Genomic DNA, 25,555 nt, shown 5'->3' on the forward strand with positions numbered 1-25,555 from the left:
CATGAGTGACATCCTTGCAGACAGCTTAGATGGCGTTGAACGCCGGTCGCTGGCTGACTTCACCGAAAATGCCTACCTCAACTACTCCATGTACGTGATCATGGACCGTGCCTTGCCGCATATCGGCGACGGCCTGAAGCCCGTACAGCGGCGCATTATCTATGCGATGAGTGAGTTGGGCCTGGACGCTGACTCCAAGCACAAGAAGTCGGCGCGTACCGTCGGTGACGTGCTCGGTAAATTCCACCCTCACGGCGACTCGGCGTGCTACGAAGCCATGGTGCTGATGGCCCAGCCGTTCAGCTACCGCTACACGCTGGTGGACGGCCAGGGTAACTGGGGTGCGCCGGATGATCCGAAGTCCTTCGCCGCCATGCGTTACACCGAAGCGCGTCTGTCGCGGTATTCGGAAGTGCTGCTCAGCGAACTGGGCCAGGGCACGGCCAACTGGGGCCCGAACTTTGACGGCACCCTCGACGAGCCGCTGGTGTTGCCGGCACGTTTGCCGAATATCCTGCTCAATGGCACCACGGGTATCGCCGTGGGCATGGCCACTGACGTACCGCCCCACAACCTGCGGGAAGTGGCCAGCGCCTGCGTGCGCCTGCTGGATGAGCCGAAGGCTACGGTCGAACAGCTCTGCGAGCATATCCAGGGCCCGGATTATCCGACCGAAGCAGAAATCATCACGCCTCGCGCCGACCTGCTGAAAATCTACCAGACCGGTAAAGGCTCGGTGCGCATGCGCGCTGTGTACCACATCGAAGACGGCGACATCATCGTCACCGCGCTGCCGCATCAGGTATCCGGGGCCAAGGTGCTGGAGCAGATTGCCGCGCTGATGCAGGCCAAGCCGTCGAAGCTGCCGCAAGTCGCCGACCTGCGTGACGAGTCCGACCACGAAAACCCGTGCCGCATCGTGATCATCCCGACCAACAGCCGGGTCGACCATGAAGTGCTGATGCAGCATCTGTTCGCCAGCACCGAGCTGGAGTCCAGCTATCGGGTCAACATCAACATCATTGGCCTGGACGGCAAGCCGCAGTTGAAGAACCTGCGGGCTTTGCTGGTGGAATGGCTGGAATTCCGGGTGCAGACCGTGCGTCGCCGCCTGCAATTCCGCCTGGACAAGGTCGAACGCCGCCTGCACCTGTTGGACGGCTTGCTGATCGCTTATCTCAACCTGGATGAAGTGATCCATATCATCCGTACCGCCGAGCACCCGAAGGCCGAGCTGATCGCGCGCTTCGAACTCAGCGAAATCCAGGCCGACTACATCCTCGACACCCGTCTGCGTCAGTTGGCGCGACTGGAAGAGATGAAGCTGCGGGACGAACAGGACGCGCTGCTCAAGGAACAAGCCAAGCTCCAGGCCCTGCTGGGCAGCGAGGCCAAGCTGAAGAAGCTGGTGCGCACCGAGCTGATCAAGGACGCCGAAACCTATGGCGACGACCGCCGCTCGCCGATTGTCGAGCGCGCCGAAGCCAAGGCCCTGACCGAAACCGAGCTGCTGCCCAACGAGAAAATTACCGTCGTTCTGTCGGAAAAGGGTTGGGTTCGCTCAGCCAAAGGGCATGATATTGACGCCACCGGCCTGTCTTACAAGGCTGGCGACGGTTTCAAAACCGCGGCGGCGGGGCGTTCCAACCAGTTTGCGGTGTTTATCGACTCCACCGGTCGCAGTTACTCGGTGCCGGCGCACACCTTGCCATCGGCGCGGGGGCAGGGCGAGCCATTGACCGGACGCCTGACACCGCCGCCGGGTGCGAATTTTGAGTGCGTGCTGCTGCCGGACGATGACTCGTTGTACGTCATCGCTTCCGATGCGGGCTATGGGTTCGTGGTCAAGGGTGAAGACCTGCAGGCCAAGAACAAGGCGGGCAAGGCGTTGTTGAGCCTGCCGAACAACGCCAAGGTGATCCTGCCGCGTCCGGTGGAAGACCGTGAAGGCAACTGGCTGGCGTCGGTGACGACCGAAGGGCGCCTGCTGGTGTTCAAGATCAGCGATTTGCCGCAGTTGGGCAAAGGCAAGGGCAACAAGATCATTGGTATTCCCGGGGAGCGGGTGGCCAGTCGCGAAGAGTACGTGACCGACATCGCCGTGATCCCGGAAGGCTCGACCCTGGTGTTGCAGGCCGGCAAGCGCACGTTGTCACTGCGCCCTGACGACCTCGAGCACTACAAGGGTGAGCGGGGTCGTCGTGGCAATAAACTGCCGCGCGGCTTCCAGCGAGTGGACGCTTTACTGGTGGAAACGCCCGTTTAAGGCGATATAGAGCGCCCGATCTACGATTTAACCCGTAGATCGACGCTTTCGCGCTGGAGTCATGGCGCATATTCACGGATGATATGGCCTTTCCAGCGCCGGCGTGGCTGAGCGCGTACAGGTTATTTTTGAGTATTACATTGTGGTTCGCCTTGTGGCAGCCACCTGGATGGGATGATGACTGCTCCGCGCCTTCCTTTATTTTTGTTGCTCGCTGGCCTTTTGGGCCTGGCGGGTTGCAGCACACACCAACCGGTGTCGCTGTATCAGCTGGACAGTGGAAGTCCGGCTCAGCCTGCACAAAGTGCCGGCATGGCTGTATTGCTTGGCCCTGTTGTAGTGGCCGACTATCTGCAACGTGAAACCCTGCTGCAACGTCAGAACGACGGCAGCCTGCAAGGTTCCACCGATGGCCGCTGGGCCGGTAGCCTTTCGTCCGACATCAATCAGTTGATGTTGCGCCAGGTGGCTGGCCACCTGGACAGCCAGCGTGTGGTATTGGCGCCGGCGCCGTTGGGTTTTGCCCCGGACGTACAGGTGCTGCTGACCATTACGCGACTGGACTCGGGCGTTTCACAGCCCGCTATCCTCGACGCGCAATGGCGCTTGATCGACCGTCGTGGCCAGGTGCGGGATAACCGCATCGTGCACTTGCAGGAAGAGCACAGCGGCAGCACCGCGTCCCAGGTCCAGGCCCAGGGTGTGTTGCTGCAACGTTTGGCTGACCAGCTGTCGGTGGCCCTCAAGCCATTGGCCAATCAGCCAGCGGTGGCAGAAGCGCCACGCAAACAAGCCCCGGCGCAGCCCAAGGCTGCGGCACCGGAGAAGCCGAAGATGCCGATGGCCGTGCCGATTCGCACCGATATGGAAGTGTTCAGGTTCTGACCTGAATACAGACCAACAAAAAGGCCCGCTGATGAGCGGGCCTTTTGTTTGTGCGGGATTTGAGCGGTACGCAGATCTAATGTGGGAGCGGGCTTGCTCGCGAAGGCGGCGGATCAGTCGATACATAGGCTGACTGACAGGCCGCTTTCGCGAGCAAGCCCGCTCCCACATTGATTTGCGTTGTTCTTTAGTTCTTCGCCCGCGTCTCATGCATCCGCGCCAGCTGGCGCTCAAGCATCGACGGGTAAGGCTCCATCAACCGCTCCACACAGCACGCACCTTCAGGGCTGGCAATCGGGCGGATCCGCGCACGCTGGCGAATCAGCACGTCGTCACTGATCTTGCGTTCCACCAGCAGCAGGTTGCGGCTGTGTTGCGACAAGGCCAGCGCATCCTGGGCAATCTCGGTCAGGAGCAGATCGATCTGGCTCATGCCATACAGATCGTCGCCCACCGTCAGGCCCAATTGCAGTTGCAGGGTGATGCCGCTGTCGGCCACTTCGATTTGCAGCGCATGGCCCAGGGCCCGCAGCAGTTCACCGCAGCAGATGGCGTTGGTCAGGTAGTCTTCGCCGCTGTCTTCGCTGTGGAACAGCATCAAGGTGCTGCCGTCGTTCAGGGTGTGCAGTTCGCTCTGATACAGCGAGGCCGCCTGGTCGAGGCAGTCACGATAACGTTCCAGCAACTCGGTCAGGCGTGCCCGCGGCAAGCGACGCAGTTGATCCTGTGCGCCCAGTTGCACGGCCAATACGGCGCTGTGCTGGGGCTGGGTGCTGCGCACCGGAGCAGGCTGCACAGCAGGAGCGGTTGGCACTGAAGTATCGCGAAGATCGGCGAACGGGTCTTCTTCGTCCAGTTCGTCTTCTTCTGCCTTGATCACATGACGGGTCGCCGGCTTTTGGGCCGCTACCGGCGCAGACTCGTCGAAGCTCGGGTCCCGCAGGTTGCGCACTTCAAACTCGGGCTCGTCGTCTTCGTAGTCGGTGTCGTCGAACTCGGGCTCGGGTTCAACCTCGGGCACTACGGGCTCCGGCGCGAAGCTGGTGTGCAGTTGGCGGGCGAGGTCGCCGATTTCGTCCTGGCGGTCGGTGGCCGGGGTGTGTTCATCGATATCCCGCAGCCAGATGCGCAGTTGCATCAGTGGCGTGGAGATATGCCGGCCCAGGCGCAGGCTCAAGGCCAGGGACAGTGCCAGCAGGATCGCACTCAAGATACCCATGCTTTGCAGGCTGATGGTCATCGGCTGCTGGAACTGTTGCATGTCCAGGCTGATGCGCAGTTGGCCGGCCTTCACGTCCTGAAACGTGATATTGCTCTGGTACAGGCCTTCGGCTTCACCCAGCAGGCCGTTTTTCGGGCGTTGCCCGGCTTCGGCCATGATCCGGTTGTCCACGCTATAGATAGCGGCGTGGGCCACTAGCGGGTTCTTGGTCAGGTTGTTGAGCAGCACGTTGAGGCTGAGGATGTCGTTGGACACCAACAACTCAGTCGCCGAGGTGGCGGTCTGGGTGGTCAGGCTCTCGCCCAAAGCGTCGGCTTGCTCGTGCATGGCCTGCTTGAACTGCAAACCCATCACGCAGGCGTAGATGACCAGGGCCAGGGCGACCAGGATCACGTTATGGCTGGCGATGCGTAATGCGATCGGTACACGGCGGTGGCGCAGTGCCCGGAAGATCAGCAGGAAGAAGTTATCGGTTTTTACTGGCGTGGGCCGGTTCACTTAAGCTCGGCTCTTTAGTCCGTGAAGTTGACGCGCAGTATAGCGACAGGCCCAAGACCGGCAAAGCGCTGGCTGTGCCCGATGGTCACTGAAAGTGGGTAGAATGCGGTTTTTTTCCAGCTCGGGGGTGCGCTTTGCGCGAAATTGTCCTGATTAACATCACAGGTGAGGACCGTCCGGGTCTCACTGCAGCCATTACCGGTGTTCTGGCCCAGGGTGGTGTGAACATTCTCGACATCGGCCAGGCGGTGATTCACGACACGCTGTCGTTCGGCATCCTGGTGGAAATTCCCAGCACCGAGCAGGCCTCGTCCGTGCTCAAGGACATACTGTTTACGGCGTATAAGCTCGATCAGCAGGTGCGTTTCACCCCGGTGTCCGAAGAGGATTACCAGAGCTGGGTAGCCGGCCAGGGCAAAAAACGCCACATCGTGACGCTGTTGACTCGCAAGGTGACGGCCGAGCAATTGCAGCGTGTCAGTTCGATCACGGCTCAATACGGTTTGAATATCGACCACATTGACCGTCTGTCGGGTCGTATGCCGTTGGACACGCCAGCAGACAAGGGCAAGGGCTGCATCGAGTTCTCCGTACGCGGTGAGCCGGCAGATCCTCAGGCCCTGCGTGCCGAATTCCTGAGCGTTGCCCAGGAGCTGAATGTCGATATCGCCTTCCAGGAAGACTCGCTGTTCCGCCGCAATCGCCGCCTGGCGGTGTTCGACATGGACTCGACGCTGATCGAAGCCGAAGTCATCGACGAATTGGCCAAGGCTGCCGGTGTAGGCGAGCAGGTTTCGGAAATTACCGAGCGTGCGATGGCTGGTGAGCTGGATTTCCGAGCCAGCTTCAAGGAGCGCCTGGCGCTGCTCAAAGGCCTCGACGTCAGCGTGCTGGACTCCATCGGCGCCTCGCTGCGCCTGACCGAAGGCGCCGAAACCCTGTTCGCCGAACTCAAGCGCCTGGGCTACAAGACCGCGATCCTGTCGGGCGGTTTCACCTACTTCGCCAAGCAATTGCAGGCCAAGCTGGGTATCGACTATGTGTTCGCCAACGAGCTGGAAGTGGTGGACGGCAAGGTGACGGGTGTGGCCGTGGAGCCGATTGTCGACGCACAGCGTAAGGCTGACCTGTTGCGGGAATTGGCACACAAGGAAGGGTTGCGTCTGGAGCAGACCATTGCGGTCGGCGACGGGGCAAATGACTTGCCGATGCTGGCGATTGCCGGGTTGGGTGTGGCGTTCCGGGCCAAGCCGCTGGTCAAGCAATCGGCCAAGCAGGCGATTTCGACTTTAGGGCTGGATGGCGTGTTGTACCTGTTGGGCTTTCGCGATCGCGACGGTCAGCTCTGAAGATCGTTCCCACGCTCTGCGTGGGAACGCCGCCCTGGACGCTCCGCGTCCGATTTTGAGGTTGGGACGCGGAGCGTCCCGGGATGCATTCCCACGCGGAGCGTGGGAATGCTCGCTAGGTCAGGCTTTCGGCAAACCCATGCCCTGGCCCATCTGCACCGGCGTCCCCGCCTGCAGTGCTTCCGACCATTGAACCTGGTCCGGCCCAAACAGCACGATTGCCGTCGAACCCAGCTTGAAGCGCCCCAGTTCCGCACCTTTTTCCAGGTGGATCGGCCCACGGGCAGCTTCGTCATAACGGAAGGTTTTCAGCTCGCGTTTTGGCGGCGTTACCAAGCCTGCCCAAACCGTTTCAATCGATGCCACGATCATCGCGCCAACCAGAACCACGGCCATCGGGCCGCGTTCGGTGTCGAAGATGCAGGCAACACGCTCGTTACGCGCAAACAGTTCCGGCACATTTTCGGCGGTGGTCTGGTTTACCGAGAAGATTCGGCCAGGGATATAAACCATTTCCCGCAGGGTGCCGGCCAATGGCATATGCACCCGGTGGTAGTCCTTCGGCGACAGGTAAACAGTGGCGAAATCGCCGCCCATGAACGGCGCAGCCACCGCCGCATCGCCGCCCAGCAATTCCAGCACGCTGAAGCTGTGGCCCTTGGCCTGGAACACCCGGCCATGTTCAATCGGGCCCAACTGGCTGACAGCGCCATCGGCCGGGCTCAACACCGCGCCTGGGGTCTGATCCAGCGGCCGTGCACCGTCTTTCAGTGCGCGGGTGAAGAAGGCGTTGAAGTGCTCGTAAGCGGTCACGTCTTCAACCAGGGCCTGGGACATGTCCACTTGATAACGCTTGGCAAACCAGCTGGTGAACGCATTCTTGAACCAGCGCACGCGGCATTCGGCAATGCAACCGGCCAGACGCGACAGCAGGTGGTGGGGCAGCAAGTACTGGCTGAGGATGAACAACTGCTTTTTCATTAACTGTCCTTAAACCTTAAATCTCAACGGGGGTGTCGGGGTGGTTACCCCATTCGCCCCAGGAACCGGCATAACCTTTGACTCGCGGATAACCGAGCGCCTTGGCCACCAGGTAGGTGAAGCCAGAACGGTGGTGAGTCTGGCAGTGGGTGATGATTTCTTTGTCGCGGGTCAGCCCGAGGTCTTCGAGGATCTGCGGCATGTCACGGCGGATGCGCAGTTGGCGTGCCTTGTCCATGCCGGCGGTCCATTCGAAGTTCACTGCGCCCGGGATGTGTCCACCCTTGGCCGCGAGGACTTTCTCGCCGGAGTATTCCAGCGGGCCACGGGCGTCCCAGATGCCGAGGTCGGCAGCGCCGAGACGGCTTTGCAGGTATTCGCGGGTGGCGGTGGGTTCTTCATGCAACGTCAGGCTGACCGGGCCGCCGGCGCTGGCCGGTACCTCGGTGGACACTGGGTGTTTTTCTTCCAGCCACGCCAGCAGGCCGCCGTCGAGGTAGTGGTATTTCTTGTGGCCGATGACGTCGAGCATCCAGATGAATCGCCCGGCCCAGCCACCGCCTTCGTCGTCATACACCACGTAAGTGGCATCAGGGGTGTGGCCCAGTTCGCCGAACAGCTTTTCAAGATCGGCCTTGCCCGGCAGCAGGCCCGGCGCTGGTGGCTGGCCCAGTTGAGTGCGTTTTGGATCAACGAAACGTGCGCCGGGGATATGCCCTTCGGCGTAACGCGCAGCGCTGGTGAGGTCCACCAGGATCAGGTGTTCGGCATCGAGGCGACCGAGCAGGTCACTGGCCTCGATGACCAGCGGCAAGCCAGAGAAGTCAGGCATGTGAGGTCTCCTGGGCATAAAAATTGGGCGCTAAGGGAGGGCGATTGTAGCGCAAGCGTCAGGCACTGCGGTTGGTAAAGCTGTGCAGGGCCTTTTCGATGCATTGGGCGGTTTTGCCGAAGGCCTGCACGGTGGTTTCCGAGAACGGCCCGCCGCCCTGGTCGGCCACCATCAGCATCACCACCCGGCCATTGCAGCTCAGGGAGCGCAGCAGCAGGTGTTCGCCCTTGAACAGGCGGCGCAGTTCCGGCGGCAGCAGTGCCGAGAACTGGGCGTGGTTGTCGGGGTTGAGGCGCACCTGGGCAGACTTGGCCAGCAGGCGTTGCAGCAGGGTGCTTTGCGCCACGTCGAGGCTCATGTGGTCGGCGTCCTTCGGCAGGCCGTCGACTTGATGCACACGCAAGGTGCTCAGGGTTTTGTCCGCCATCAGCAGCATCACCCGTTGCATGCCGCAGGCCACGAGGGCTTCCTTGGCGCAGGTGGTCAGGTGCATGGCATTGGCAAAGCGGCTCGGCTCTACGAGCAATTCGGTGCAGCGCTTGCGCCAGATCGCCAGGGCTTCGGCGGTGGGCGGGGGGGCCGGCAGCAAGCCGTGGTGAACGCGCTGCACATCCCATGGCCAGATCAACGACAGCGCCGGGTGCCACAGGTCGCGCATCAGGGTGCTGCGGGCGCTGATCGCCGCGTGTTGGTGGGACTGTTGCTGCACTTCGGCCAACGGTTGTTGAAGGTAAAGCGCAGTGAGGTATTGCCAGCGCTGGGTGTGCGGGCAGGTCCAGGACTCCTGCGCCGCCAGCGCCAGGCCGTTGGCCAACAGCACAGTGTTGGCCGGCTGGTTCAGCCAGCGGCGCAGGTTCGGGTCGGCATCCAGCAACTGCTGTTGGCGCAACGGCTCGTCTTCACGGGCAATGCTCAGCGCCTTGACCAGCAAGCGTTGTTCCGTCAGCAGCAACGTATAACCCTGAGATACCCAGATCGGCAGGCGCCAGGTGTTGGTCAACCCGAGGCACAGGTCCAGCAGGCGTACGCCGAACAGCTCCTGTTCGACTGTGCGGGCCGATTCACCCTTGTGGATCACCCGCAGCTCCCATTCTTCCAGCAGCTTGGGATAGGCAATCGCCATCGGCCACAGCGGCGAAAGGAACAGCAGGCTGCCCCAGTGAATGTCTTGCCATAATCGCGCCAGGCGGCTGGCGAACAGGCCGCTGGCTTGTTGCGACGCGTGCTGGCTGATCATCTGCAGCTGGCGCAGGGCCACGGGGATTTCATTCAGCGGCACGGAAGGCAGGCGCCGCAGCAGCTCCTCGGTGCGCTTGAGGCCGAGGCGATTGATCGCCACTTCGAGATTTTCTGCCGGCTCCGCGAGGCTGCCGTGGGCCTGGTTGTTGGCCTCGCGCATCACGCTCAGCACCAGCGCCGGGCTGTTCTGCATCAGCTCTGCAATATCCCGCAACGAACTGCGGTTGTCGCCGATGGCCTTGCAAACCCGGTCGTGGCTCGCCTGTGGAACAGGCAACAGCACATCGTCCAGGCGCTTTATCCAAGCGGCGAGGGTGGCGGGTTTTTGAGTTGGGACTGTCGTTTCATTTGCCATGATTGGGGCGCGATCATCACTTGCGGTCAACACGCCCGGGACGGGCCGAACTGGTTTTTCGCCATAACGGGCTATAGTCTGGCGCAGATTTGCCGATAAGTAGAACAAGAGTTTTCAACTCTTGCGAATATGACCCTGAACCCGACGGCGCAAGTACTCATCCCCTATGGCTAAAATTATCGGCATCATCGTCGTCATCGCGAGCGTGCTCGGCGGATACGTCCTTTCCCACGGCAAGATTGCGGCGCTGATCCAGCCTTTCGAAGTGCTGATTATCGGCGGTGCGGCGTTCGGCGCATTCCTGCAGGCCAACCCCGGCTACATGACGATGCACGTGATCAAGAAGTCGCTGGGCATGTTCAGCTCGCGCTTCTCCCACACCTTCTACCTGGAAGTGCTGGGGCTGATCTACGAGATCCTCAACAAGAGCCGCCGCGAAGGCATGATGGCCATCGAAGGCGACATCGAGGACGCCGCGGCGAGCCCGATTTTTGCCAAGTACCCGGCCGTGCTCAAAGACGAGCGCATGACCGCCTACATCTGTGATTACCTGCGCATCATGTCGTCCGGCAATATGGCGCCCCATGAGCTGGAAGGCCTGTTCGACATGGAACTGTTCAGCCTCAAGGAAGAGCTGGAGCACCCATCCCACGCCGTGACCGGCATCGCCGACGGCATGCCCGGTTTCGGTATTGTTGCCGCGGTGCTCGGGATCGTGGTGACCATGGCCTCCCTCGGTGAAGGCGACCAGAAAGCCATCGGCATGCACGTAGGTGCGGCACTGGTAGGTACCTTCTTCGGTATTCTCGCGGCCTACGGTTTCTTCGGCCCGCTGGCCACGTCCCTGGCCCACGATGCCAAGGAAGAAGTGAATCTGTACGAAGCCATCAAGGCCTGCCTGGTGGCTTCGGCTTCCGGCATGCCGCCATCGTTGGCAGTGGAGTTCGGGCGCAAGGTTCTGTATCCGAAGCACCGTCCAAGCTTCGCTGAGCTGGAACAAGCGGTTCGCGGTCGCTAAGCCATGGAAAACAACCAGCCGATCATCATCAAGCGCGTCAAGCGCTTCGCTGCGGGGCACCATGGCGGCGCCTGGAAAATCGCCTTCGCCGACTTTGCGACGGCGATGATGGCGTTCTTCCTGGTGCTGTGGCTGATGTCCACTGCCACGCCGGAACAGAAGATCGCCATCGCCGGGTACTTCAAGGACCCCATCGGTTTCTCCGAGAGCGGCACGCCTTTTGTGATCGACCTCGGTGGTTCGCCGCAACTGGCGCCCGAGCGCACCATCAACCCGGAAATCAAGACCGACTCGCCGCAGGAAAAGATCCCGATCGAGCGCGACACCGTCGAGAGCATGGCCGAACAGGTCGAGCAGGAACGCCTGGAATTGCTGCTGCAGGAACTGCAAACCAAGGTTGAGGAAAACCCGCAACTGCTGAAGTTCAAGGACCAGATTTCCTTCGAGATCACCCCGGATGGCTTGCGCATCCAGATCACGGACGCCGCCAACCGGCCGATGTTCGATTCCGGCAGTGCACGCTTGAAGCCGTACTTTGAAGACATCCTGCTGGCCATGGCCGACACCATCAAGGCGGTGCCGAACAAGATCAGCATCAGCGGCCACACCGACGCCAAGCCGTATGCGGGCCAGGGCGACTTCGGCAACTGGGAGCTCTCGGCCAACCGGGCCAATGCCGCGCGTCGTGCACTGGTGGCCGGCAGCTATCCGGACCCGCAAGTGGCACGGGTGGTGGGGTTTGCTTCCTCGCAGCTGTTTGATCCCAAGGATCCGTTCAATCCGATCAACCGACGCATCGATATCGTCGTGCTGACCAAAAAGGCCCAGCGTGCGATTGAAGGTGACCCGCCTGCGACGCCACCGGCGCCGACCCAGGGTGAAGGCGCGCCGGGCGAGGTGCCGGCAGACCCGAACGCACTGCCGCCGGAGCAGGAGCCGCTGCCAGCCCATGAACTGCGGCAGAAGCTGAACCTGTTTGATGACGGCGGGATGAAAGACCCGACTCTGCCCGCCACGGGTTCATGAGGCCGTCAGACTCAATCGGTTGCTTCGACGATTAAAAAAGCCCCGGGTTCTCGGGGCTTTTTTCTGTCGGTTGTTTCAGAGCGGGAGGTAGGCCTTCACACCGTCAATCACGCCTCGCATATCTTCCGCGCCCAAGCGCGGCACGAAATACTTTCGCCCAGTGGTCCTGGTCTTTCTGTGCAGTTTGTCCAGTCGTTCGAAACTGACCGTGTAGATCATGTCGCATTTCACCCACAGCGCTTTATAGCCATCGGTATGCAGTGGATTGGTTCGTAATAAATGGTGCCAGTCGTGCTGGATGTCAGGCGCTGTGGAGGAAATCGGGACCACTGTGCACAGTTTTCGGCTGTGGGTGACAGTCGGCGAGATCACAACGACTTTGCGGATCTTCAGCATTTCGGGCGCTACAAAGCCCCGAGTGAAGTCGCACAGAAGAACATCGCCTTGTTTGGGATGGTAGTAGAGAGGCAATCGTTGATTCCCCGGAAAAAGCAAAGCCGCCCGAAGGCGGCTTCATTCGACACGCAGTGGAGCTTGCTTCGCCCCTTCTGCGCCGCTGGATCAACCCCGAAAAGGATCCAGACTCCTGCCAGCTTGCGCTGGTGACGGAGCGAGTATGAGCATTGGGAAAATCGAATTCAAGCTGGCTTGCGTCATGGGCCGCCCAGTTGCAGCGGATTCTTGATGGCTGACTCGATTTAATCAATGGGGTCGGGGGTTCCGTGCCGTGCCTTATGTGTATCAAGGCATGGCACGGCACCGGTTTGCTGCTTAGTAACTGGTCTCGGGCAAGCTGGCGATGATCGAGCGATAGCTGTTCATCCGCTGCTGCTGCACGCGGCCGTCTTCCAGTGCCTTGAGCAGGGCGCAACCCGGCTCGCGGTCATGTTTGCAGTCACGGAAGCGGCAGGTGCCGATCAAGTCGTTGAACTCGATAAAGCCCGCTTCAACATCGGCACGGCTCACATGGCCCAGGCCGAATTCACGAATGCCGGGGGAGTCGATCAGTTCACCGCCGCCCGGGAAGTGGAACAATCGCGCGGTGGTGGTGGTGTGGGTGCCCTGGCCGGACAGCTCCGACAATGGACCCACACGGGTTTCGACTTCCGGCAACAGGCTGTTGACCAGGGACGACTTGCCCACACCCGACTGGCCGACGAACACGCTGATGCGCCCGTCCAGTTCAGTCTGTAACTGTTCCATGCCATTGCCGTGATGCGCCGAGACTTCCAGCACCGGGTAGCCGAGGGTGCGGTACACCGCCAGCAGCGCGTTGAGCGCCGGGGCGTTCTGTTGGTCGATCAGGTCGAATTTGTTCAGCAGCAACAGCGGGCGAATGCCGGCGTGTTCGGCGGCTACCAGGTAGCGGTCGATCAGGTTGGCATGGGGTTCGGGCAGTGGCGCGAAGACAATGACGATCATGTCGACGTTGGCCGCTACCGGCTTGAGCTGGCCACGGCTGTCGGGGCGACGCAGTTCGGTGGTGCGCGGCAACTGGGCGACGATCACGCCGATGCCCTGGTTGCCGGCACGCCATACCACCTTGTCGCCGGTCACCAGCGCAGGCAGGTTGGCGCGCAGGTGGCAACGGAACACCTGGCCGGCGTGATCGCCTTCGGTGGCCTCGACTTCGACCTGCACACCGAAGTGCGCGATCACCAGGCCCGTTTGCTCGGGGCCCAGGTCGCCGCCCTCAAGCGCTTCCACGGCGGAGGATTCACGTTTGGCGGCGCGGGCAGCGCGTTCGCCCTGAATCTTTTCGATGCGCCAGTTTTGGCGACGGTTGAGCTGGCGTTTGGCCATTGGTGTTCCGTGTCGATAATGCAAAGGTTAGGTGAAACGGTCGCGAGTCTAGCACGCCCTGCCTGCTAAACTGCGCAGCTACGCCAAGGTGCCAAGGAACCACGACATGCAAAACCCACAGAACCTGATTTGGATCGATCTGGAAATGACCGGTCTGAACCCTGACACCGACGTCATCATCGAGATGGCGACCATTGTCACCGACAGCAACCTCAACACCTTGGCCGAAGGTCCGGTGATTGCCATTCACCACAGCGACGCGGTGCTGGCCACCATGGACGAGTGGAACACCCGCACCCACGGCAACTCGGGCCTGACCCAGCGTGTGCGCGACAGCCGCGTGAGCATGGCTGAGGCTGAAGCCGAAACCATCGCCTTCCTGGAAAAGTGGGTACCCAAGGGCAAGTCGCCAATCTGCGGCAACAGCATTTGCCAGGACCGCCGCTTTCTCTATACCCACATGAAGGCGCTGGAAAGCTACTTCCACTACCGCAACCTGGACGTGTCGACCTTGAAGGAGCTGGCCGCGCGCTGGGCGCCGGAAGTCAAAGACAGCTTCCACAAGGGCAGCACCCACCTGGCGCTGGACGATATTCGCGAGTCGATTGCCGAGCTGCAGCATTACCGCAAGCATTTCATCAAGTTCTGACTTGAGTCGTGGTGAGGCGTTTTTGTGGCGAGGGAGCTTGCTCCCGCTGGGCTGCGAAGCGGCCCTGAAAAATGGGACTGCTGCGCAGTCCAACGGGAGCAAGCTCTCTCGCCACATCAGCAAGAGCTTTAAGCTCTTCAGCGCTCGCCCCCTTTTGGTGCCATCACCAAATGATTAGACTGCGCGCCTCTTTGCAAGGATCGCCATCATGCTGCTGATGCTCTACCTCATCGCCATCACCGCCGAAGCCATGACGGGTGCCTTGTCCGCCGGGCGGCGCGGGATGGACTGGTTCGGTGTGGTGCTGATCGCCTGCGTGACGGCGCTGGGCGGCGGTTCGGTGCGTGACGTGTTGCTCGGCCACTACCCGCTGACCTGGGTCAAACACCCGGAGTACCTGGTGCTGACCTCCGTCGCGGCCCTGGTGACCATCTTCATCGCTCCATTGATGCGCCACCTGCGCTCGCTGTTCCTCGCGTTGGACGCCGTGGGCCTGGTGGCCTTCACCCTGATCGGCAGCATGACCGCCCTGGAAATGGGCCACGGCATGCTGGTGGCGTCAGTCAGCGGTGTGATCACCGGGGTATTCGGCGGCATCCTGCGGGATATCTTCTGCAACGACATTCCGTTGATCTTCCGCCGCGAGCTGTACGCCAGCGTGTCGTTCCTGGCCGCCTGGTTCTACATGCTGTGCATCTACCTTGAGCTGCCAAGTGAGCAATCGATCCTGCTGACGCTGTTCAGCGGCTTTCTATTGCGCCTGCTGGCGATCCGTTTTCACTGGGAAATGCCCAAGTTCGTCTACAACGACGACGTGCACTGACGTTCGGCGTGCTGGTTCAGCGCCCATTCCACATGTTCGCGCACCAGTTCCGAGGGGTATTCCCGACGCGCCTTCAGCGCTTCCAGCACCGGAATGCTTGATGGCGCATTGCCCAGGCCCACCGCCAGGTTGCGCAGCCAGCGCTCATAGCCGGCGCGGCGCAGGGGAGAACCTTCGGTGCTGCTGAGGAATTTGTCCTCGTCCCACATAAACAACTCGGCGAGCTCTGCGTTATCCAGATTGTGCCGTGGCTTGAAATCGCCTTCGTCGGTAGGCCGCGCGAAACGATTCCACGGGCAAACGATCTGACAGTCATCGCAGCCGAATACCCGATTGCCGATCAGTGGGCGCAGTTCTTCGGGGATCGCGCTTTTCAGCTCGATGGTCAGGTAGGAAATGCAGCGCCGGGCGTCCAGCACGTAGGGCCCTACGAAGGCATTGGTAGGGCAGATATCCAGGCAGGCGGTGCAGCGGCCACAATGTTCGGTGGCGTGGGGTGGGTCGACCGGCAACGGCAGGTCGACAAACAGCTCGCTCAGGAAGAAGTAACTGCCCGCCTTGCGATTGAGTACCAGGGTGTTCTTGCCGATCCAGCCCAGCCCGGCCTGCTCGGCGATGGCTTTTTCCAGCACGGGGGCGCTGTCGACAAAGGCGCGGAAGCCGAACGGGCCGATTTGCGCCTGGATGCGGTCGGCCAGTTGCTGCACGCGCTTGCGGATCAGCTTGTGGTAGTCGCGGCCCAGGGCGTAGCGGGAGATGTAGGCTTTTTCGGGTTTGGCCAGCAGTTGGGCCATTTGGGTGTCGCCCGGCAAGTAGTCCATGCGCAGTGAGACCACGCGCAAGGTGCCGGGTACCAGCTCCTCCGGGTGTGAGCGCTTGCTGCCGTGGGCGCCCATGTAGTCCATTTCGCCGTGGTAGCCGGCGTCGAGCCAGCGTTGCAGGTGCTGTTCATGCTCGGCGAGGTCGAGGCCGCTGATGCCCACTTGTTGAAAGCCCAGCTCGCGGCCCCAGTCTTTGATCGATTGGGCGAGGGCGGGCAGGTCGTAGGTAATAGCAGGCATGAACAAGAGAAACCGCAGGTTAGATGCGTATAATTCTGCCAGACATCGGAGCTTGAAGACGCATGCCGCAGACAAAACACGAAATACCCGACGTTCAGCACCTGTTGCCCGGCCAATTGCCGCAACTCGCTGCGCGTTCCCCGGACGCCCATAAAGGCCAGTTCGGCCATGTATTGCTGATCGGCGGCGACCGGGGTTTTGGCGGCGCCGCCTTGCTCAGTGCTGAAAGTGCCCTGCGCAGTGGTGCCGGCATGGTTTCCCTGGCGACCCGTAGCGAACACGTCGGTGTGGCGCTGGCGCGGTTGCCGGAAGTGATGACGGTGGGCGTGCACTCGGCCAATCAATTGATGGGCCTGCTGGAAAAGATTTCCGTGATCGTCATCGGCCCGGGCCTGGGCGAGGTCTCCTGGGGCAAAAGCCTGCTGTCGGTAGCGGCCAATGCCAGGCAGCCGCAAGTCTGGGACGCCGATGCCTTGAACCTGCTGGCGGCGGGCAGCGTCAGCCTGCCGGCCAATTGCGTGATCACTCCGCATCCTGGCGAAGCGGCCCGCTTGATGGGTATTTCGACAGCCGAGGTTCAGGCCGACCGCCTTAACGTGGCGCGCGCCTTGAGTCAGAAATTCAATGCGGTGGCCATCCTCAAGGGCGCCGGCAGCTTGATCGCCAGCCCGGACGGTCGGGTTGCCCGCTGCGATCAGGGCCATCCTGCGATGGCGACCGCTGGCCTGGGCGATGTGTTGGCCGGCCTGGTCGGTGCTTTACTGGCGCAAGGCATGCCGGCATTTGATGCCGCCTGCCTGGCGGTCTGGCTGCATGCCACTGCCGGAGATCGCCAGGGTACCTACGGTCGCGGGCTGGCCGCCAGTGACCTGATTCCTGCCATTCGTCAGTTGCTGGAGGAGCAATCGCCGTGTCTGAAGTAGTTCTTTTCCTGCCTGATGAAGACGCCATGGTCGCCTTGGGCAACCGTATTGCCCGGGTCACTCAAGGCTCAGGGCTGATCTTTCTGGAAGGCGATCTCGGCGCCGGAAAAACCACCTTGTCCCGGGGCATCATTCGCGGGTTGGGGCACGCGGGTGCTGTGAAAAGCCCTACGTTCACCTTGGTAGAACCCTACGAAATCGGTGACGTACGAGCGTTCCACTTCGATCTGTATCGCCTGGTGGACCCGGAAGAACTGGAATACATGGGCATTCGTGATTACTTCGATGAGGACGCCTTGTGCCTGATCGAGTGGCCAGATAAAGGCACAGGCTTTTTGCCAAAGCCGGACCTGACCATTACCATTACCCCGCATAAGCAAGGACGTCAGCTGAAGTTGTTGTCCCAGAGCGCGCGCGGCGAGTCGTGGTGCGCCGCCTTGGCATTGGAATTCAAATAATTGATGGGGTTAGGTATGCGCTTTCGCGCGTTGGTTACTGTCGTAGGGGTGTTGCTTGCGGCAATGACTTTCAATGCACTGGCGGCCTCACAGGTGAAAAGTGTTCGCCTGTGGCGGGCACCGGATAACACGCGACTGGTATTCGACCTGTCTGGCCCGGTTCAGCACAGCGTCTTCACCCTCACGGCGCCCGATCGCCTGGTGATTGATATCAACGGTGCGACCCTGGCCGCGCCGTTGAAAGTCGCCATGGCCAATACCCCGATTACCGCGATGCGCTCGGCCCAACGTACGCCGACCGACCTGCGGGTGGTCATCGACCTGAAAAAGGCCGTGACCCCGAAAAGCTTCGTGCTGGCGCCCAACGCGCAGTATGGCAACCGGCTGGTGGTCGACCTGTTCGACAACGCCGCCGATGCCGCGCCGCCGCCTGCGCCAACTCCAAGCGTCGCGACGATACCTGCGGTGCCGGTCAACCAGTCGCAACCCCAGGTCAAATTGCCGCCGCTGCCACCGGCTCCGGCGGGCAAACGTGACATTATCGTGGTCATCGATGCCGGTCACGGCGGCGAAGACCCGGGTGCCTCGGGCTCGCGCGGCCAGCATGAAAAAGACGTAGTACTGGCCATCGCCCGCGAACTGCAGCGCCAGATCAATGGCATGAAAGGCTACCGCGCCGAGCTGACCCGGACCGGCGACTACTTTATTCCGCTGCGTGGCCGTACCGAAATCGCCCGCAAGAAGGGCGCCGACCTGTTCGTCTCGATCCACGCCGACGCCGCACCTTCGGCCGCGGCGTTTGGTGCCTCGGTGTTTGCCCTGTCTGATCGCGGCGCTACGTCCGAGACCGCCCGCTGGCTGGCGGACAGTGAAAACCGTTCCGACTTGATCGGCGGGGCTGGCAACGTATCCCTCGACGACAAGGACAAGATGCTCGCTGGCGTATTGCTCGATCTGTCGATGACTGCCTCGCTGACCTCCAGCCTGAACGTGGGGCAGAAAGTCCTGAGCAACATTGGTCGCGTCACCTCGCTGCACAAACAGCGCGTGGAACAGGCCGGGTTCATGGTGCTCAAGTCGCCGGATATTCCGTCGATCCTGGTGGAAACCGGGTTTATCTCCAACTCCAACGAAGCCTCGAAACTGGCCTCGGCCAGCCACCAGCAGGCGTTGGCGCGCTCCATCAGCGCCGGTGTTCGCCAGTTCTTCCAGCAGAACCCGCCGCCGGGCACTTATATAGCCTGGCTGCGTGACTCCGGGAAAATCGCCCAGGGCCCGCGTGACCATCGCGTGCAGCCGGGTGACACCCTGGCGATGCTGGCGGTGCGCTTCCAGGTGTCAGCGGCAACCTTGCGCAGTGCCAACAACCTCAAGACCGATGAATTGAAGGTCGGCCAGGTGTTGACCATCCCGGGCACTGAACTGGCGGCGCAATAATGAGCGAAACAGTCTTGAGCAATACCTCGCGCATCGAGCTGCTAAGCCCGCGTCTCGCCAACCAGATCGCGGCGGGTGAGGTGGTCGAGCGGCCAGCGTCGGTGATCAAGGAGTTGCTGGAAAACAGTATCGACTCCGGCGCCAGGCGCATTGATGTCGATGTTGAGCAAGGCGGCGTCAAGCTGCTGCGAGTGCGCGACGACGGCAGCGGGATTTCCTCCGATGACCTGCCGCTGGCCCTGGCCCGTCACGCCACCAGCAAGATTCGTGACCTGGAAGACCTGGAGCGGGTGATGAGCCTCGGGTTTCGTGGTGAGGCCCTGGCCTCCATCAGCTCCGTGGCTCGCCTGACCCTGACTTCCCGCACCCGCGACGCCGACCAGGCCTGGCAGGTTGAAACCGAAGGCCGCGACATGGCGCCCCGGGTCCAGCCGGCGGCACATCCGGTGGGCACCTCGGTGGAAGTACGCGACCTGTTCTTCAATACCCCGGCCCGGCGTAAATTCCTCAAGGCCGAAAAAACCGAATTCGATCACCTGCAGGAAGTCATCAAGCGCCTGGCCCTGGCGCGGTTTGATGTGGCTTTCCACCTGCGCCACAACGGCAAGACCATCCTCAGCCTGCACGAGGCCCATGATGATGCGGCCCGTGCGCGGCGTGTCTCGGCCATCTGCGGCGCGGGGTTCCTGGAGCAGGCGCTGCCGATCGAGATCGAGCGCAATGGCCTGCGGCTGTGGGGTTGGGTGGGGTTGCCGACTTTCTCCCGTAGCCAGGCGGACATGCAGTATTTCTTCGTGAATGGCCGGGCGGTGCGCGACAAGCTGGTGGCCCACGCGGTGCGCCAGGCGTATCGCGACGTGCTGTTCAACGGGCGGCATCCGACGTTTGTGCTGTTTTTCGAGGTCGACCCGTCGGTGGTCGACGTCAACGTGCACCCGACCAAGCACGAAGTGCGCTTCCGTGACGGTCGCATGGTCCACGACTTTCTTTACGGCACCCTGCACCGCGCCTTGGGCGATGTGCGGCCGGATGATCACCTGGCGGCGCCGATTGTCACGGCTGTTGTCCGTCCTTCAGGGCCGGAAGCCGGCGAGTTCGGGCCCCAGGGCGAAATGAGCCTGGCGGCCAACCTGCTGCAATCGCCGCAAGCCCAGCCGAGCTTTACCGCACCTGGTTCAGGCGCCGGCGCCGGTTATCAATACCAGTACACCCCGCGTCCGCAATCGGCGGTGCCGGTGGCCGAGGCCCAGGCGGCCTATCGCGAGTTTTTCGCGCCGCTGCCCGGCGCCGAGCCAGGCGCTGCCGCGTTGCCGGAAGGCCAGGGCGACGTGCCGCCGTTGGGTTACGCGCTGGCACAGCTCAAGGGTATCTATATTCTTGCGGAAAACGCCCATGGCCTGGTGCTGGTGGACATGCACGCCGCCCACGAGCGGATCATGTACGAGCGCCTGAAGATCGCCATGGCCAGCGAAGGCCTGAGCGGCCAGCCGCTGCTGGTGCCGGAATCCCTGGCGGTCAGCCAGCGGGAAGCGGATTGCGCCGAAGAGCACGTCAGCGTGTTCCAGAAGCTGGGCTTTGAGTTGCAACGCCTGGGGCCGGAAACCCTGGCTATCCGCCAGATTCCGGCTTTGCTCAAGCAGGCAGAGGCCAACCGGCTGGTGGCCGACGTACTGGCAGACCTGATGGAATACGGCACCAGTGACCGGATCCAGGCCCACATCAATGAACTGCTCGGCACCATGGCCTGTCACGGCGCCATCCGCGCCAACCGCCGGCTGGCCTTGCCGGAAATGAACGGCCTGCTGCGGGACATGGAAAACACCGAGCGCAGCGGCCAGTGCAACCATGGCCGCCCGACCTGGACCCAGATGGGCCTGGACGACCTCGACAAACTGTTCTTGCGCGGCCGTTGATGAGTGCCTTGCCCCCCGCCATCTTCCTGATGGGCCCGACGGCCGCCGGCAAGACCGACCTGGCCATCGAGCTGACCAAGGTCTTGCCGTGCGAGTTGATCAGTGTCGACTCTGCACTGGTTTACCGGGACATGGACATCGGCACTGCCAAACCTTCAAAAGAGCTGCTGGCCCAGTATCCGCACCGGTTGATCGACATTATTGATCCCAGCGAGAGCTATTCGGCGGCGGATTTTCGCATCGATGCGCTGGCCGCCATGGCCGATATCACCGCGCGGGGCAAGATTCCGCTGCTGGTCGGCGGCACGATGCTCTACTACAAGGCCTTGCAGGAAGGTCTGGCTGATATGCCGCCAGCTGATCCACAGGTGCGCGCCGAACTTGAAGAAGAGGCTGCGCGCCTTGGCTGGCAGGCCTTGCACGATCAGTTGGCCATTGTGGATCCGGTTTCCGCCGCGCGAATTCATCCCAATGACCCCCAGCGCCTGACGCGAGCGTTGGAAGTCTGGCGGGTCAGTGGCCAGACCATGACTGAACACAGGCTGAAACAAACTGCGCAAAGTGCTGAAGCAGGCGCCTCGGGACACTCACAATTGCCCTATACTGTGGCGAATCTGGCCATCGCTCCGACGGATCGCCAGGTGCTGCATGAACGAATTGCACAAAGATTCACAATTATGTTGGAACAGGGGTTTGTGGAGGAGGTCGTAGCACTGCGTTCAAGAGGTGACCTGCATCCAGGGCTGCCTTCGATACGTGCTGTAGGCTACCGCCAAGTCTGGGATCATCTGGATGGCAAGCTGACGTCAGCCGAAATGCAGGAGCGCGGCATCATTGCCACGCGCCAATTGGCGAAGCGTCAGTTCACCTGGTTGCGCAGTTGGAGCGATTTGCACTGGCTGGACAGCCTGGACAGCGACAATCTGTCACGCGCCTTGAAATACTTGGGAACGGTCTCCATATTGAGCTGAGTCCTTGCAATTGCCGTCTATCCTTGGGGGTGTGACGGCCATGAGCTATCTATTTTCCGATTTTTATTATTGATCCTTAAAGGAGTGCGGCACATGTCAAAAGGGCATTCGCTACAAGACCCTTACTTGAATACTTTACGTAAAGAGAAAGTTGGGGTTTCCATCTATCTGGTCAACGGTATCAAGCTGCAAGGTACGATCGAGTCGTTCGACCAGTTCGTGATCCTGCTGAAAAACACCGTAAGCCAAATGGTTTACAAGCACGCTATCTCGACCGTAGTGCCGGTTCGTCCAATTCGTCTGCCTAGCGCAACCGAAGAACAGGGTGACGCCGAGCCTGCACCAGGTAACGCCTGATAGGAGTCTCCTTTGTTCTTTGAGCGCCACGGTGGTGGTGAGCGAGTAATCCTCGTTCACTTGGATGGACAGGACCCTGAGGCGCGCGAAGATCCGCAGGAGTTTCAGGAGTTGGCAAATTCGGCCGGCGCCGAGACCGTCGCGTTTTTTAACGTGCCGCGTCATCGGCCAACCGCCAAATTCCTGATCGGCAGCGGCAAGGTCGAGGAACTGCGCGACCTGGTCCACGCCGAAAAGGCCGATCTGGTGATTTTCAATCACATCCTCACGCCCAGTCAGGAACGTAACCTCGAACGAGTTTTCGAGTGTCGCGTGATCGACCGCACGGGTCTGATTCTCGATATTTTCGCTCAACGCGCCCGTACCCATGAAGGCAAGCTCCAGGTAGAACTGGCCCAGCTTGACCACATGAGCACCCGGCTGGTTCGTGGCTGGACTCACCTTGAGCGCCAGGGTGGCGGCATCGGCATGCGCGGCCCGGGTGAAACCCAGCTGGAAACCGACCGGCGTCTGCTGCGGGTCCGCCTGCGACAGATCAAGGGCCGCCTGGAGAAGGTGCGCAGCCAGCGCGAACAATCGCGACGTGGCCGTATGCGTGCGGATATCCCGACCGTTTCCCTGGTGGGCTATACCAACGCCGGCAAATCCACACTCTTCAACAACGTGACGAAATCGGACGTGTACGCGGCCGACCAACTGTTCGCGACCCTCGACCCGACCTTGCGCCGTCTGGAACTGGACGACCTGGGGCCGATTGTCCTGGCCGATACCGTGGGTTTCATTCGTCACTTGCCCCACAAGCTGGTCGAGGCATTTCGGTCTACGCTCGAAGAGTCGAGTAATTCCGACCTGCTGTTGCACGTGATCGATGCGGCCGAACCGGATCGCATGTTGCAGATTGAACAGGTCATGGTGGTGCTGGGCGAGATTGGTGCCCAGGACTTGCCGATCCTCGAGGTCTATAACAAACTCGATTTGCTTGAAGGCGTTGAGCCACAAATCCAGCGCGACGAAAACGGCAAGCCCCAGCGGGTCTGGCTGTCGGCGCGTGATGGCAGTGGCCTGGAATTGCTTGAACAAGCCATTGCCGAGCTGTTGGGCAGCGATTTGTTCGTCGGCACCTTGCGCTTGCCGCAGCGTTTTGCTCGACTGCGTGCACAGTTTTTCGAGCTGGGCGCGGTACAGAAAGAAGAACACGACGAAGAAGGTGTCAGCTTGCTGGCCGTTCGATTGCCGCGCTCGGAGCTGAATCGGCTGGTCAGCCGTGAAGGCGTTGTGCCGACAGAGTTCATCGAACAACACACTTTGCAATAAAAGCCTGAGAAAGCGGTTGTGCCGCTGTGACAGGCATTCTGTAGCATTGGTCGGCGCGCCGTGGGTGCGTCTTTGCTTTATCAGATGGAGAGCGCTATGGCTTGGAATGAGCCGGGTGGCAACTCGAATAATCAGGATCCTTGGGGTGGTAAACGCCGCAATAATGGCGACCGCAAGGGGCCACCAGATCTCGACGAGGCCTTCCGAAAGCTGCAGGAAAGCCTGAATGGGTTGTTCGGTGGTGGAAAAAAACGTGGTGGTGACGAAGGCGGTCGTACGAGCAAGGGCGGTGGTTACGGCCTGCTCGGCATCGGCCTCGTCGTGCTGGCGGCCGTCTGGCTGTACAGCGCCGTCTATGTGGTGGACGAGCAGGAGCAAGCCGTGGTGCTGCGCTTCGGCAAGTACTACGAGACTGTCGGCCCTGGCCTGAACATCTACTTCCCGCCGATCGACAAGAAGTACATGGAAAACGTCACGCGTGAGCGTGCCTACACCAAGCAGGGCCAGATGCTGACCGAAGACGAGAACATCGTCGAAGTGCCGCTGACCGTGCAGTACAAGATCAGCAACCTGCAGGACTTCGTGCTGAACGTCGACCAGCCGGAGATCAGCCTGCAACATGCGACCGAAAGCGCCCTGCGCCACGTGGTGGGTTCCACCGCAATGGACCAGGTGCTGACTGAAGGCCGTGAATTGATGGCCAGCGAAATCAAGGAGCGCCTGCAACGATTCCTCGACACGTACCGCACCGGTATCACCGTGACCCAGGTCAACGTACAGAGCGCAGCGGCACCGCGTGAAGTGCAGGAAGCCTTCGATGACGTGATCCGTGCCCGTGAAGACGAGCAGCGTTCGCGCAACCAGGCTGAAACCTACGCCAACGGCGTGGTGCCGGAAGCCCGTGGCCAGGCCCAGCGCATCCTTGAGGATGCCAACGGTTACCGCGACGAAGTGGTCTCCCGCGCCAAGGGTGAGGCAGATCGTTTCACCAAGCTGGTGGCCGAGTACCGCAAGGCACCGGAAGTCACCCGTGAGCGTCTGTACCTGGACACCATGCAGGAAGTCTTCAGCAACACCAGCAAGGTTCTCGTGACCGGCAGCAAGGGCGGGCAGAACAATCTGCTGTACCTGCCGCTGGACAAGATGATCGAAGGTGGACGTAGCAGCACCAGCGCACCGGCTACCGGTTCCAATGCTGCTGCCAACGAAGCGAGCGCCCGTGCGGCCGCTGACCTGCTGCAACAGCAAACACGTACCAGGGAGAGTCGTTGATGAGCAATAAATCGCTGACCGCCCTGATTGTGGGTGTCGTCGTGGTCATCGCTGCCTGGAACTGCTTCTATATCGTGTCTCAGACCGAGCGCGCGGTGTTGCTGCAATTCGGTCGCGTGGTCCAGGCGGATGTCCAGCCGGGCCTGCATGTGAAAGTCCCCTACGTCAACCAGGTGCGCAAGTTCGACGGCCGCCTGATGACCCTGGATGCACCGACACAACGCTTCCTGACCCTGGAAAAGAAAGCTGTGATGGTTGACGCCTACGCCAAGTGGCGCGTCAAGGATGCCGAGCGCTTCTACACCGCGACCTCCGGCCTCAAGCAGATTGCCGACGAGCGTTTGTCGCGCCGTCTGGAATCGGGCCTGCGTGACCAGTTTGGTAAGCGCACCCTGCACGAGGTGGTATCCGGTGAACGTGACGCGCTGATGGCGGACATCACGCGTTCGTTGAATGCGATGGCGGAAAAAGAGCTGGGCATCGAGGTGATCGATGTTCGGGTCAAGGCCATCGACCTTCCGAAGGAAGTGAACCGCAGCGTGTTCGAGCGTATGAGCACCGAGCGTGAGCGCGAGGCTCGTGAGCACCGCGCCAAGGGTAACGAACTGGCAGAAGGGATCCGCGCGGATGCCGACCGTCAGCGTCGCGTACTGTTGGCTGAAGCCTATCGCGAGTCTGAAGAGGCCCGTGGTGATGGTGATGCTCAAGCCGCTTCGATCTACGCCAAGGCCTATGGCCAGGACCAGGAGTTCTACGCGTTCTACCGTAGCCTGCGCGCCTACCGTGAAAGCTTTGCGAACAAAACCGACGTCATGGTGCTGGACCCAAGTAGCGATTTCTTCCGCTACCTGGAAAAGTCCAAGTAACCCGCATGTAGTCTGAGAATCGCTCCGTCGGGCGGCT

At 61.3% G+C, this 25,555-nt stretch carries 23 protein-coding genes; 16 read left to right on the forward strand and 7 right to left on the reverse strand.

All coding sequences use genetic code 11. From position 1 onward, the window contains the following. Nucleotide 1: 1 nt before the first annotated feature. Both parC and HYE77_RS18895 read left to right on the forward strand, forming a co-directional pair. Nucleotides 2–2,266, forward strand: a complete 2,265-nt coding sequence (parC, locus tag HYE77_RS18890; RefSeq protein WP_003217539.1) for a DNA topoisomerase IV subunit A — start codon at nt 2–4, stop codon at nt 2,264–2,266. A gap of 177 nt (nt 2,267–2,443) precedes the next feature. After that, nucleotides 2,444–3,151 (forward strand): membrane integrity-associated transporter subunit PqiC, encoded by a 708-nt coding sequence (locus HYE77_RS18895; protein WP_003217538.1) that lies wholly within the window; start codon nt 2,444–2,446, stop codon nt 3,149–3,151. Between the two features lie 187 nt (nt 3,152–3,338). Here the strand turns inward: HYE77_RS18895 and HYE77_RS18900 are convergent, their stop codons facing one another. Then, entirely contained in the window at nt 3,339–4,871 is a 1,533-nt protein-coding gene (locus HYE77_RS18900; RefSeq protein WP_008439111.1) for an AhpA/YtjB family protein, read from the reverse strand. Between the two features lie 134 nt (nt 4,872–5,005). Between HYE77_RS18900 and serB the strand changes: the two genes are divergently transcribed. After that, a complete protein-coding gene (gene serB / locus HYE77_RS18905; protein ID WP_003217536.1) occupies nt 5,006–6,220 on the forward strand; it encodes a phosphoserine phosphatase SerB in 1,215 nt (404 codons plus the stop codon). Nucleotides 6,221–6,340: 120 nt separating this feature from the next. Here serB and asd read toward each other — a convergent pair whose 3' ends face one another. From asd to HYE77_RS18920, 3 genes are read right to left on the reverse strand one after another with little or no spacing between them, the layout of a single operon-like run. After that, nucleotides 6,341–7,201, reverse strand: a complete 861-nt coding sequence (asd, locus tag HYE77_RS18910; protein ID WP_003217535.1) for an archaetidylserine decarboxylase — start codon at nt 7,199–7,201, stop codon at nt 6,341–6,343. A 16-nt stretch (nt 7,202–7,217) separates the two neighbouring features. Next, on the reverse strand, nt 7,218–8,033 hold the full coding sequence (locus HYE77_RS18915; protein ID WP_102367974.1) for a rhodanese-like domain-containing protein: 816 nt from the start codon (nt 8,031–8,033) through the stop codon (nt 7,218–7,220). A gap of 58 nt (nt 8,034–8,091) precedes the next feature. Then, nucleotides 8,092–9,627, reverse strand: a complete 1,536-nt coding sequence (locus HYE77_RS18920; RefSeq protein ID WP_177028650.1) for an HDOD domain-containing protein — start codon at nt 9,625–9,627, stop codon at nt 8,092–8,094. A 166-nt stretch (nt 9,628–9,793) separates the two neighbouring features. Between HYE77_RS18920 and motA the strand changes: the two genes are divergently transcribed. Beyond that, a complete protein-coding gene (motA, locus tag HYE77_RS18925; protein WP_003217532.1) occupies nt 9,794–10,645 on the forward strand; it encodes a flagellar motor stator protein MotA in 852 nt (283 codons plus the stop codon). 3 nt (nt 10,646–10,648) lie between these two features. Then, nucleotides 10,649–11,671, forward strand: a complete 1,023-nt coding sequence (gene motB / locus HYE77_RS18930; protein ID WP_177069123.1) for a flagellar motor protein MotB — start codon at nt 10,649–10,651, stop codon at nt 11,669–11,671. A gap of 75 nt (nt 11,672–11,746) precedes the next feature. On the opposite strand, the gene HYE77_RS18935 is transcribed toward motB, so the two are convergent. Both HYE77_RS18935 and rsgA read right to left on the reverse strand, forming a co-directional pair. Next, nucleotides 11,747–12,142 carry a type II toxin-antitoxin system PemK/MazF family toxin gene (locus HYE77_RS18935; protein ID WP_177069124.1) on the reverse strand — a complete coding sequence of 132 codons (396 nt, stop codon included), beginning with the start codon at nt 12,140–12,142 and terminating at the stop codon, nt 11,747–11,749. Nucleotides 12,143–12,442: 300 nt separating this feature from the next. After that, nucleotides 12,443–13,474: a small ribosomal subunit biogenesis GTPase RsgA gene (gene rsgA, locus HYE77_RS18940; protein ID WP_177028649.1), complete on the reverse strand. Its 1,032-nt coding sequence runs from the start codon at nt 13,472–13,474 to the stop codon at nt 12,443–12,445. Nucleotides 13,475–13,580: 106 nt separating this feature from the next. Between rsgA and orn the strand changes: the two genes are divergently transcribed. Both orn and HYE77_RS18950 read left to right on the forward strand, forming a co-directional pair. Next, entirely contained in the window at nt 13,581–14,123 is a 543-nt protein-coding gene (orn, locus tag HYE77_RS18945; protein ID WP_003217529.1) for an oligoribonuclease, read from the forward strand. Between the two features lie 205 nt (nt 14,124–14,328). Further along, a complete protein-coding gene (locus HYE77_RS18950; protein WP_172834585.1) occupies nt 14,329–14,946 on the forward strand; it encodes a trimeric intracellular cation channel family protein in 618 nt (205 codons plus the stop codon). On the opposite strand, the gene queG is transcribed toward HYE77_RS18950, so the two are convergent. Beyond that, the gene (queG, locus tag HYE77_RS18955; RefSeq protein WP_003217527.1) at nt 14,925–16,007 is read right to left on the reverse strand and encodes a tRNA epoxyqueuosine(34) reductase QueG; all 1,083 of its coding nucleotides are present in this window, start codon (nt 16,005–16,007) and stop codon (nt 14,925–14,927) included. The two genes, HYE77_RS18950 and queG, sit on opposite strands and share 22 nt — an antisense overlap. Nucleotides 16,008–16,069: 62 nt before the next feature. On the opposite strand from queG, the gene HYE77_RS18960 reads away from it, so the two are divergent. From HYE77_RS18960 to hflC, 9 genes are all read left to right on the forward strand, one after another. Further along, on the forward strand, nt 16,070–16,930 hold the full coding sequence (locus HYE77_RS18960; protein ID WP_177069125.1) for an NAD(P)H-hydrate dehydratase: 861 nt from the start codon (nt 16,070–16,072) through the stop codon (nt 16,928–16,930). After that, entirely contained in the window at nt 16,918–17,388 is a 471-nt protein-coding gene (tsaE, locus tag HYE77_RS18965) for a tRNA (adenosine(37)-N6)-threonylcarbamoyltransferase complex ATPase subunit type 1 TsaE (RefSeq protein WP_003217524.1), read from the forward strand. The genes HYE77_RS18960 and tsaE overlap by 13 nt, the downstream gene beginning before the upstream one ends. Nucleotides 17,389–17,391: 3 nt before the next feature. Beyond that, nucleotides 17,392–18,825 (forward strand): N-acetylmuramoyl-L-alanine amidase, encoded by a 1,434-nt coding sequence (locus tag HYE77_RS18970; protein WP_202948682.1) that lies wholly within the window; start codon nt 17,392–17,394, stop codon nt 18,823–18,825. 14 nt (nt 18,826–18,839) lie between these two features. Beyond that, a complete protein-coding gene (mutL, locus tag HYE77_RS18975) occupies nt 18,840–20,738 on the forward strand; it encodes a DNA mismatch repair endonuclease MutL (RefSeq protein ID WP_003217520.1) in 1,899 nt (632 codons plus the stop codon). Next, on the forward strand, nt 20,738–21,709 hold the full coding sequence (gene miaA / locus HYE77_RS18980) for a tRNA (adenosine(37)-N6)-dimethylallyltransferase MiaA (RefSeq protein WP_003217518.1): 972 nt from the start codon (nt 20,738–20,740) through the stop codon (nt 21,707–21,709). The genes mutL and miaA overlap by 1 nt, the downstream gene beginning before the upstream one ends. Before the next feature lie 93 nt (nt 21,710–21,802). Next, a complete protein-coding gene (gene hfq, locus HYE77_RS18985) occupies nt 21,803–22,066 on the forward strand; it encodes an RNA chaperone Hfq (RefSeq protein WP_003217515.1) in 264 nt (87 codons plus the stop codon). A gap of 12 nt (nt 22,067–22,078) precedes the next feature. Continuing rightward, nucleotides 22,079–23,380: a ribosome rescue GTPase HflX gene (gene hflX / locus HYE77_RS18990; RefSeq protein WP_003217514.1), complete on the forward strand. Its 1,302-nt coding sequence runs from the start codon at nt 22,079–22,081 to the stop codon at nt 23,378–23,380. Nucleotides 23,381–23,476: 96 nt separating this feature from the next. Further along, nucleotides 23,477–24,652 carry an FtsH protease activity modulator HflK gene (gene hflK, locus HYE77_RS18995; RefSeq protein ID WP_087692480.1) on the forward strand — a complete coding sequence of 392 codons (1,176 nt, stop codon included), beginning with the start codon at nt 23,477–23,479 and terminating at the stop codon, nt 24,650–24,652. Then, entirely contained in the window at nt 24,652–25,518 is an 867-nt protein-coding gene (hflC, locus tag HYE77_RS19000) for a protease modulator HflC (protein WP_003217510.1), read from the forward strand. The genes hflK and hflC overlap by 1 nt, the downstream gene beginning before the upstream one ends. Nucleotides 25,519–25,555: the final 37 nt, after the last annotated feature.

The organism is Pseudomonas sp. IPO3774 (assembly GCF_013386835.1).
Taxonomy (GTDB): Bacteria; Pseudomonadota; Gammaproteobacteria; order Pseudomonadales; family Pseudomonadaceae; genus Aquipseudomonas.

Coding starts and splice junctions, on each gene's coding strand:
- HYE77_RS18970 (WP_202948682.1), top strand. CDS start 17,392: ATGGGGTTAGGTATGCGCTTTCGCGCGTTGGTTACTGTCGTAGGGGTG.
- parC (WP_003217539.1), top strand. CDS start 2: ATGAGTGACATCCTTGCAGACAGCTTAGATGGCGTTGAACGCCGGTCG.
- hflC (WP_003217510.1), top strand. CDS start 24,652: ATGAGCAATAAATCGCTGACCGCCCTGATTGTGGGTGTCGTCGTGGTC.
- queG (WP_003217527.1), bottom strand. CDS start 16,007: ATGCCTGCTATTACCTACGACCTGCCCGCCCTCGCCCAATCGATCAAA.
- hflK (WP_087692480.1), top strand. CDS start 23,477: ATGGCTTGGAATGAGCCGGGTGGCAACTCGAATAATCAGGATCCTTGG.
- HYE77_RS18915 (WP_102367974.1), bottom strand. CDS start 8,033: ATGCCTGACTTCTCTGGCTTGCCGCTGGTCATCGAGGCCAGTGACCTG.
- HYE77_RS18895 (WP_003217538.1), top strand. CDS start 2,444: ATGACTGCTCCGCGCCTTCCTTTATTTTTGTTGCTCGCTGGCCTTTTG.
- HYE77_RS18960 (WP_177069125.1), top strand. CDS start 16,070: ATGCCGCAGACAAAACACGAAATACCCGACGTTCAGCACCTGTTGCCC.
- orn (WP_003217529.1), top strand. CDS start 13,581: ATGCAAAACCCACAGAACCTGATTTGGATCGATCTGGAAATGACCGGT.
- motB (WP_177069123.1), top strand. CDS start 10,649: ATGGAAAACAACCAGCCGATCATCATCAAGCGCGTCAAGCGCTTCGCT.
- HYE77_RS18920 (WP_177028650.1), bottom strand. CDS start 9,627: ATGGCAAATGAAACGACAGTCCCAACTCAAAAACCCGCCACCCTCGCC.
- miaA (WP_003217518.1), top strand. CDS start 20,738: ATGAGTGCCTTGCCCCCCGCCATCTTCCTGATGGGCCCGACGGCCGCC.
- asd (WP_003217535.1), bottom strand. CDS start 7,201: ATGAAAAAGCAGTTGTTCATCCTCAGCCAGTACTTGCTGCCCCACCAC.
- rsgA (WP_177028649.1), bottom strand. CDS start 13,474: ATGGCCAAACGCCAGCTCAACCGTCGCCAAAACTGGCGCATCGAAAAG.
- motA (WP_003217532.1), top strand. CDS start 9,794: ATGGCTAAAATTATCGGCATCATCGTCGTCATCGCGAGCGTGCTCGGC.
- hfq (WP_003217515.1), top strand. CDS start 21,803: ATGTCAAAAGGGCATTCGCTACAAGACCCTTACTTGAATACTTTACGT.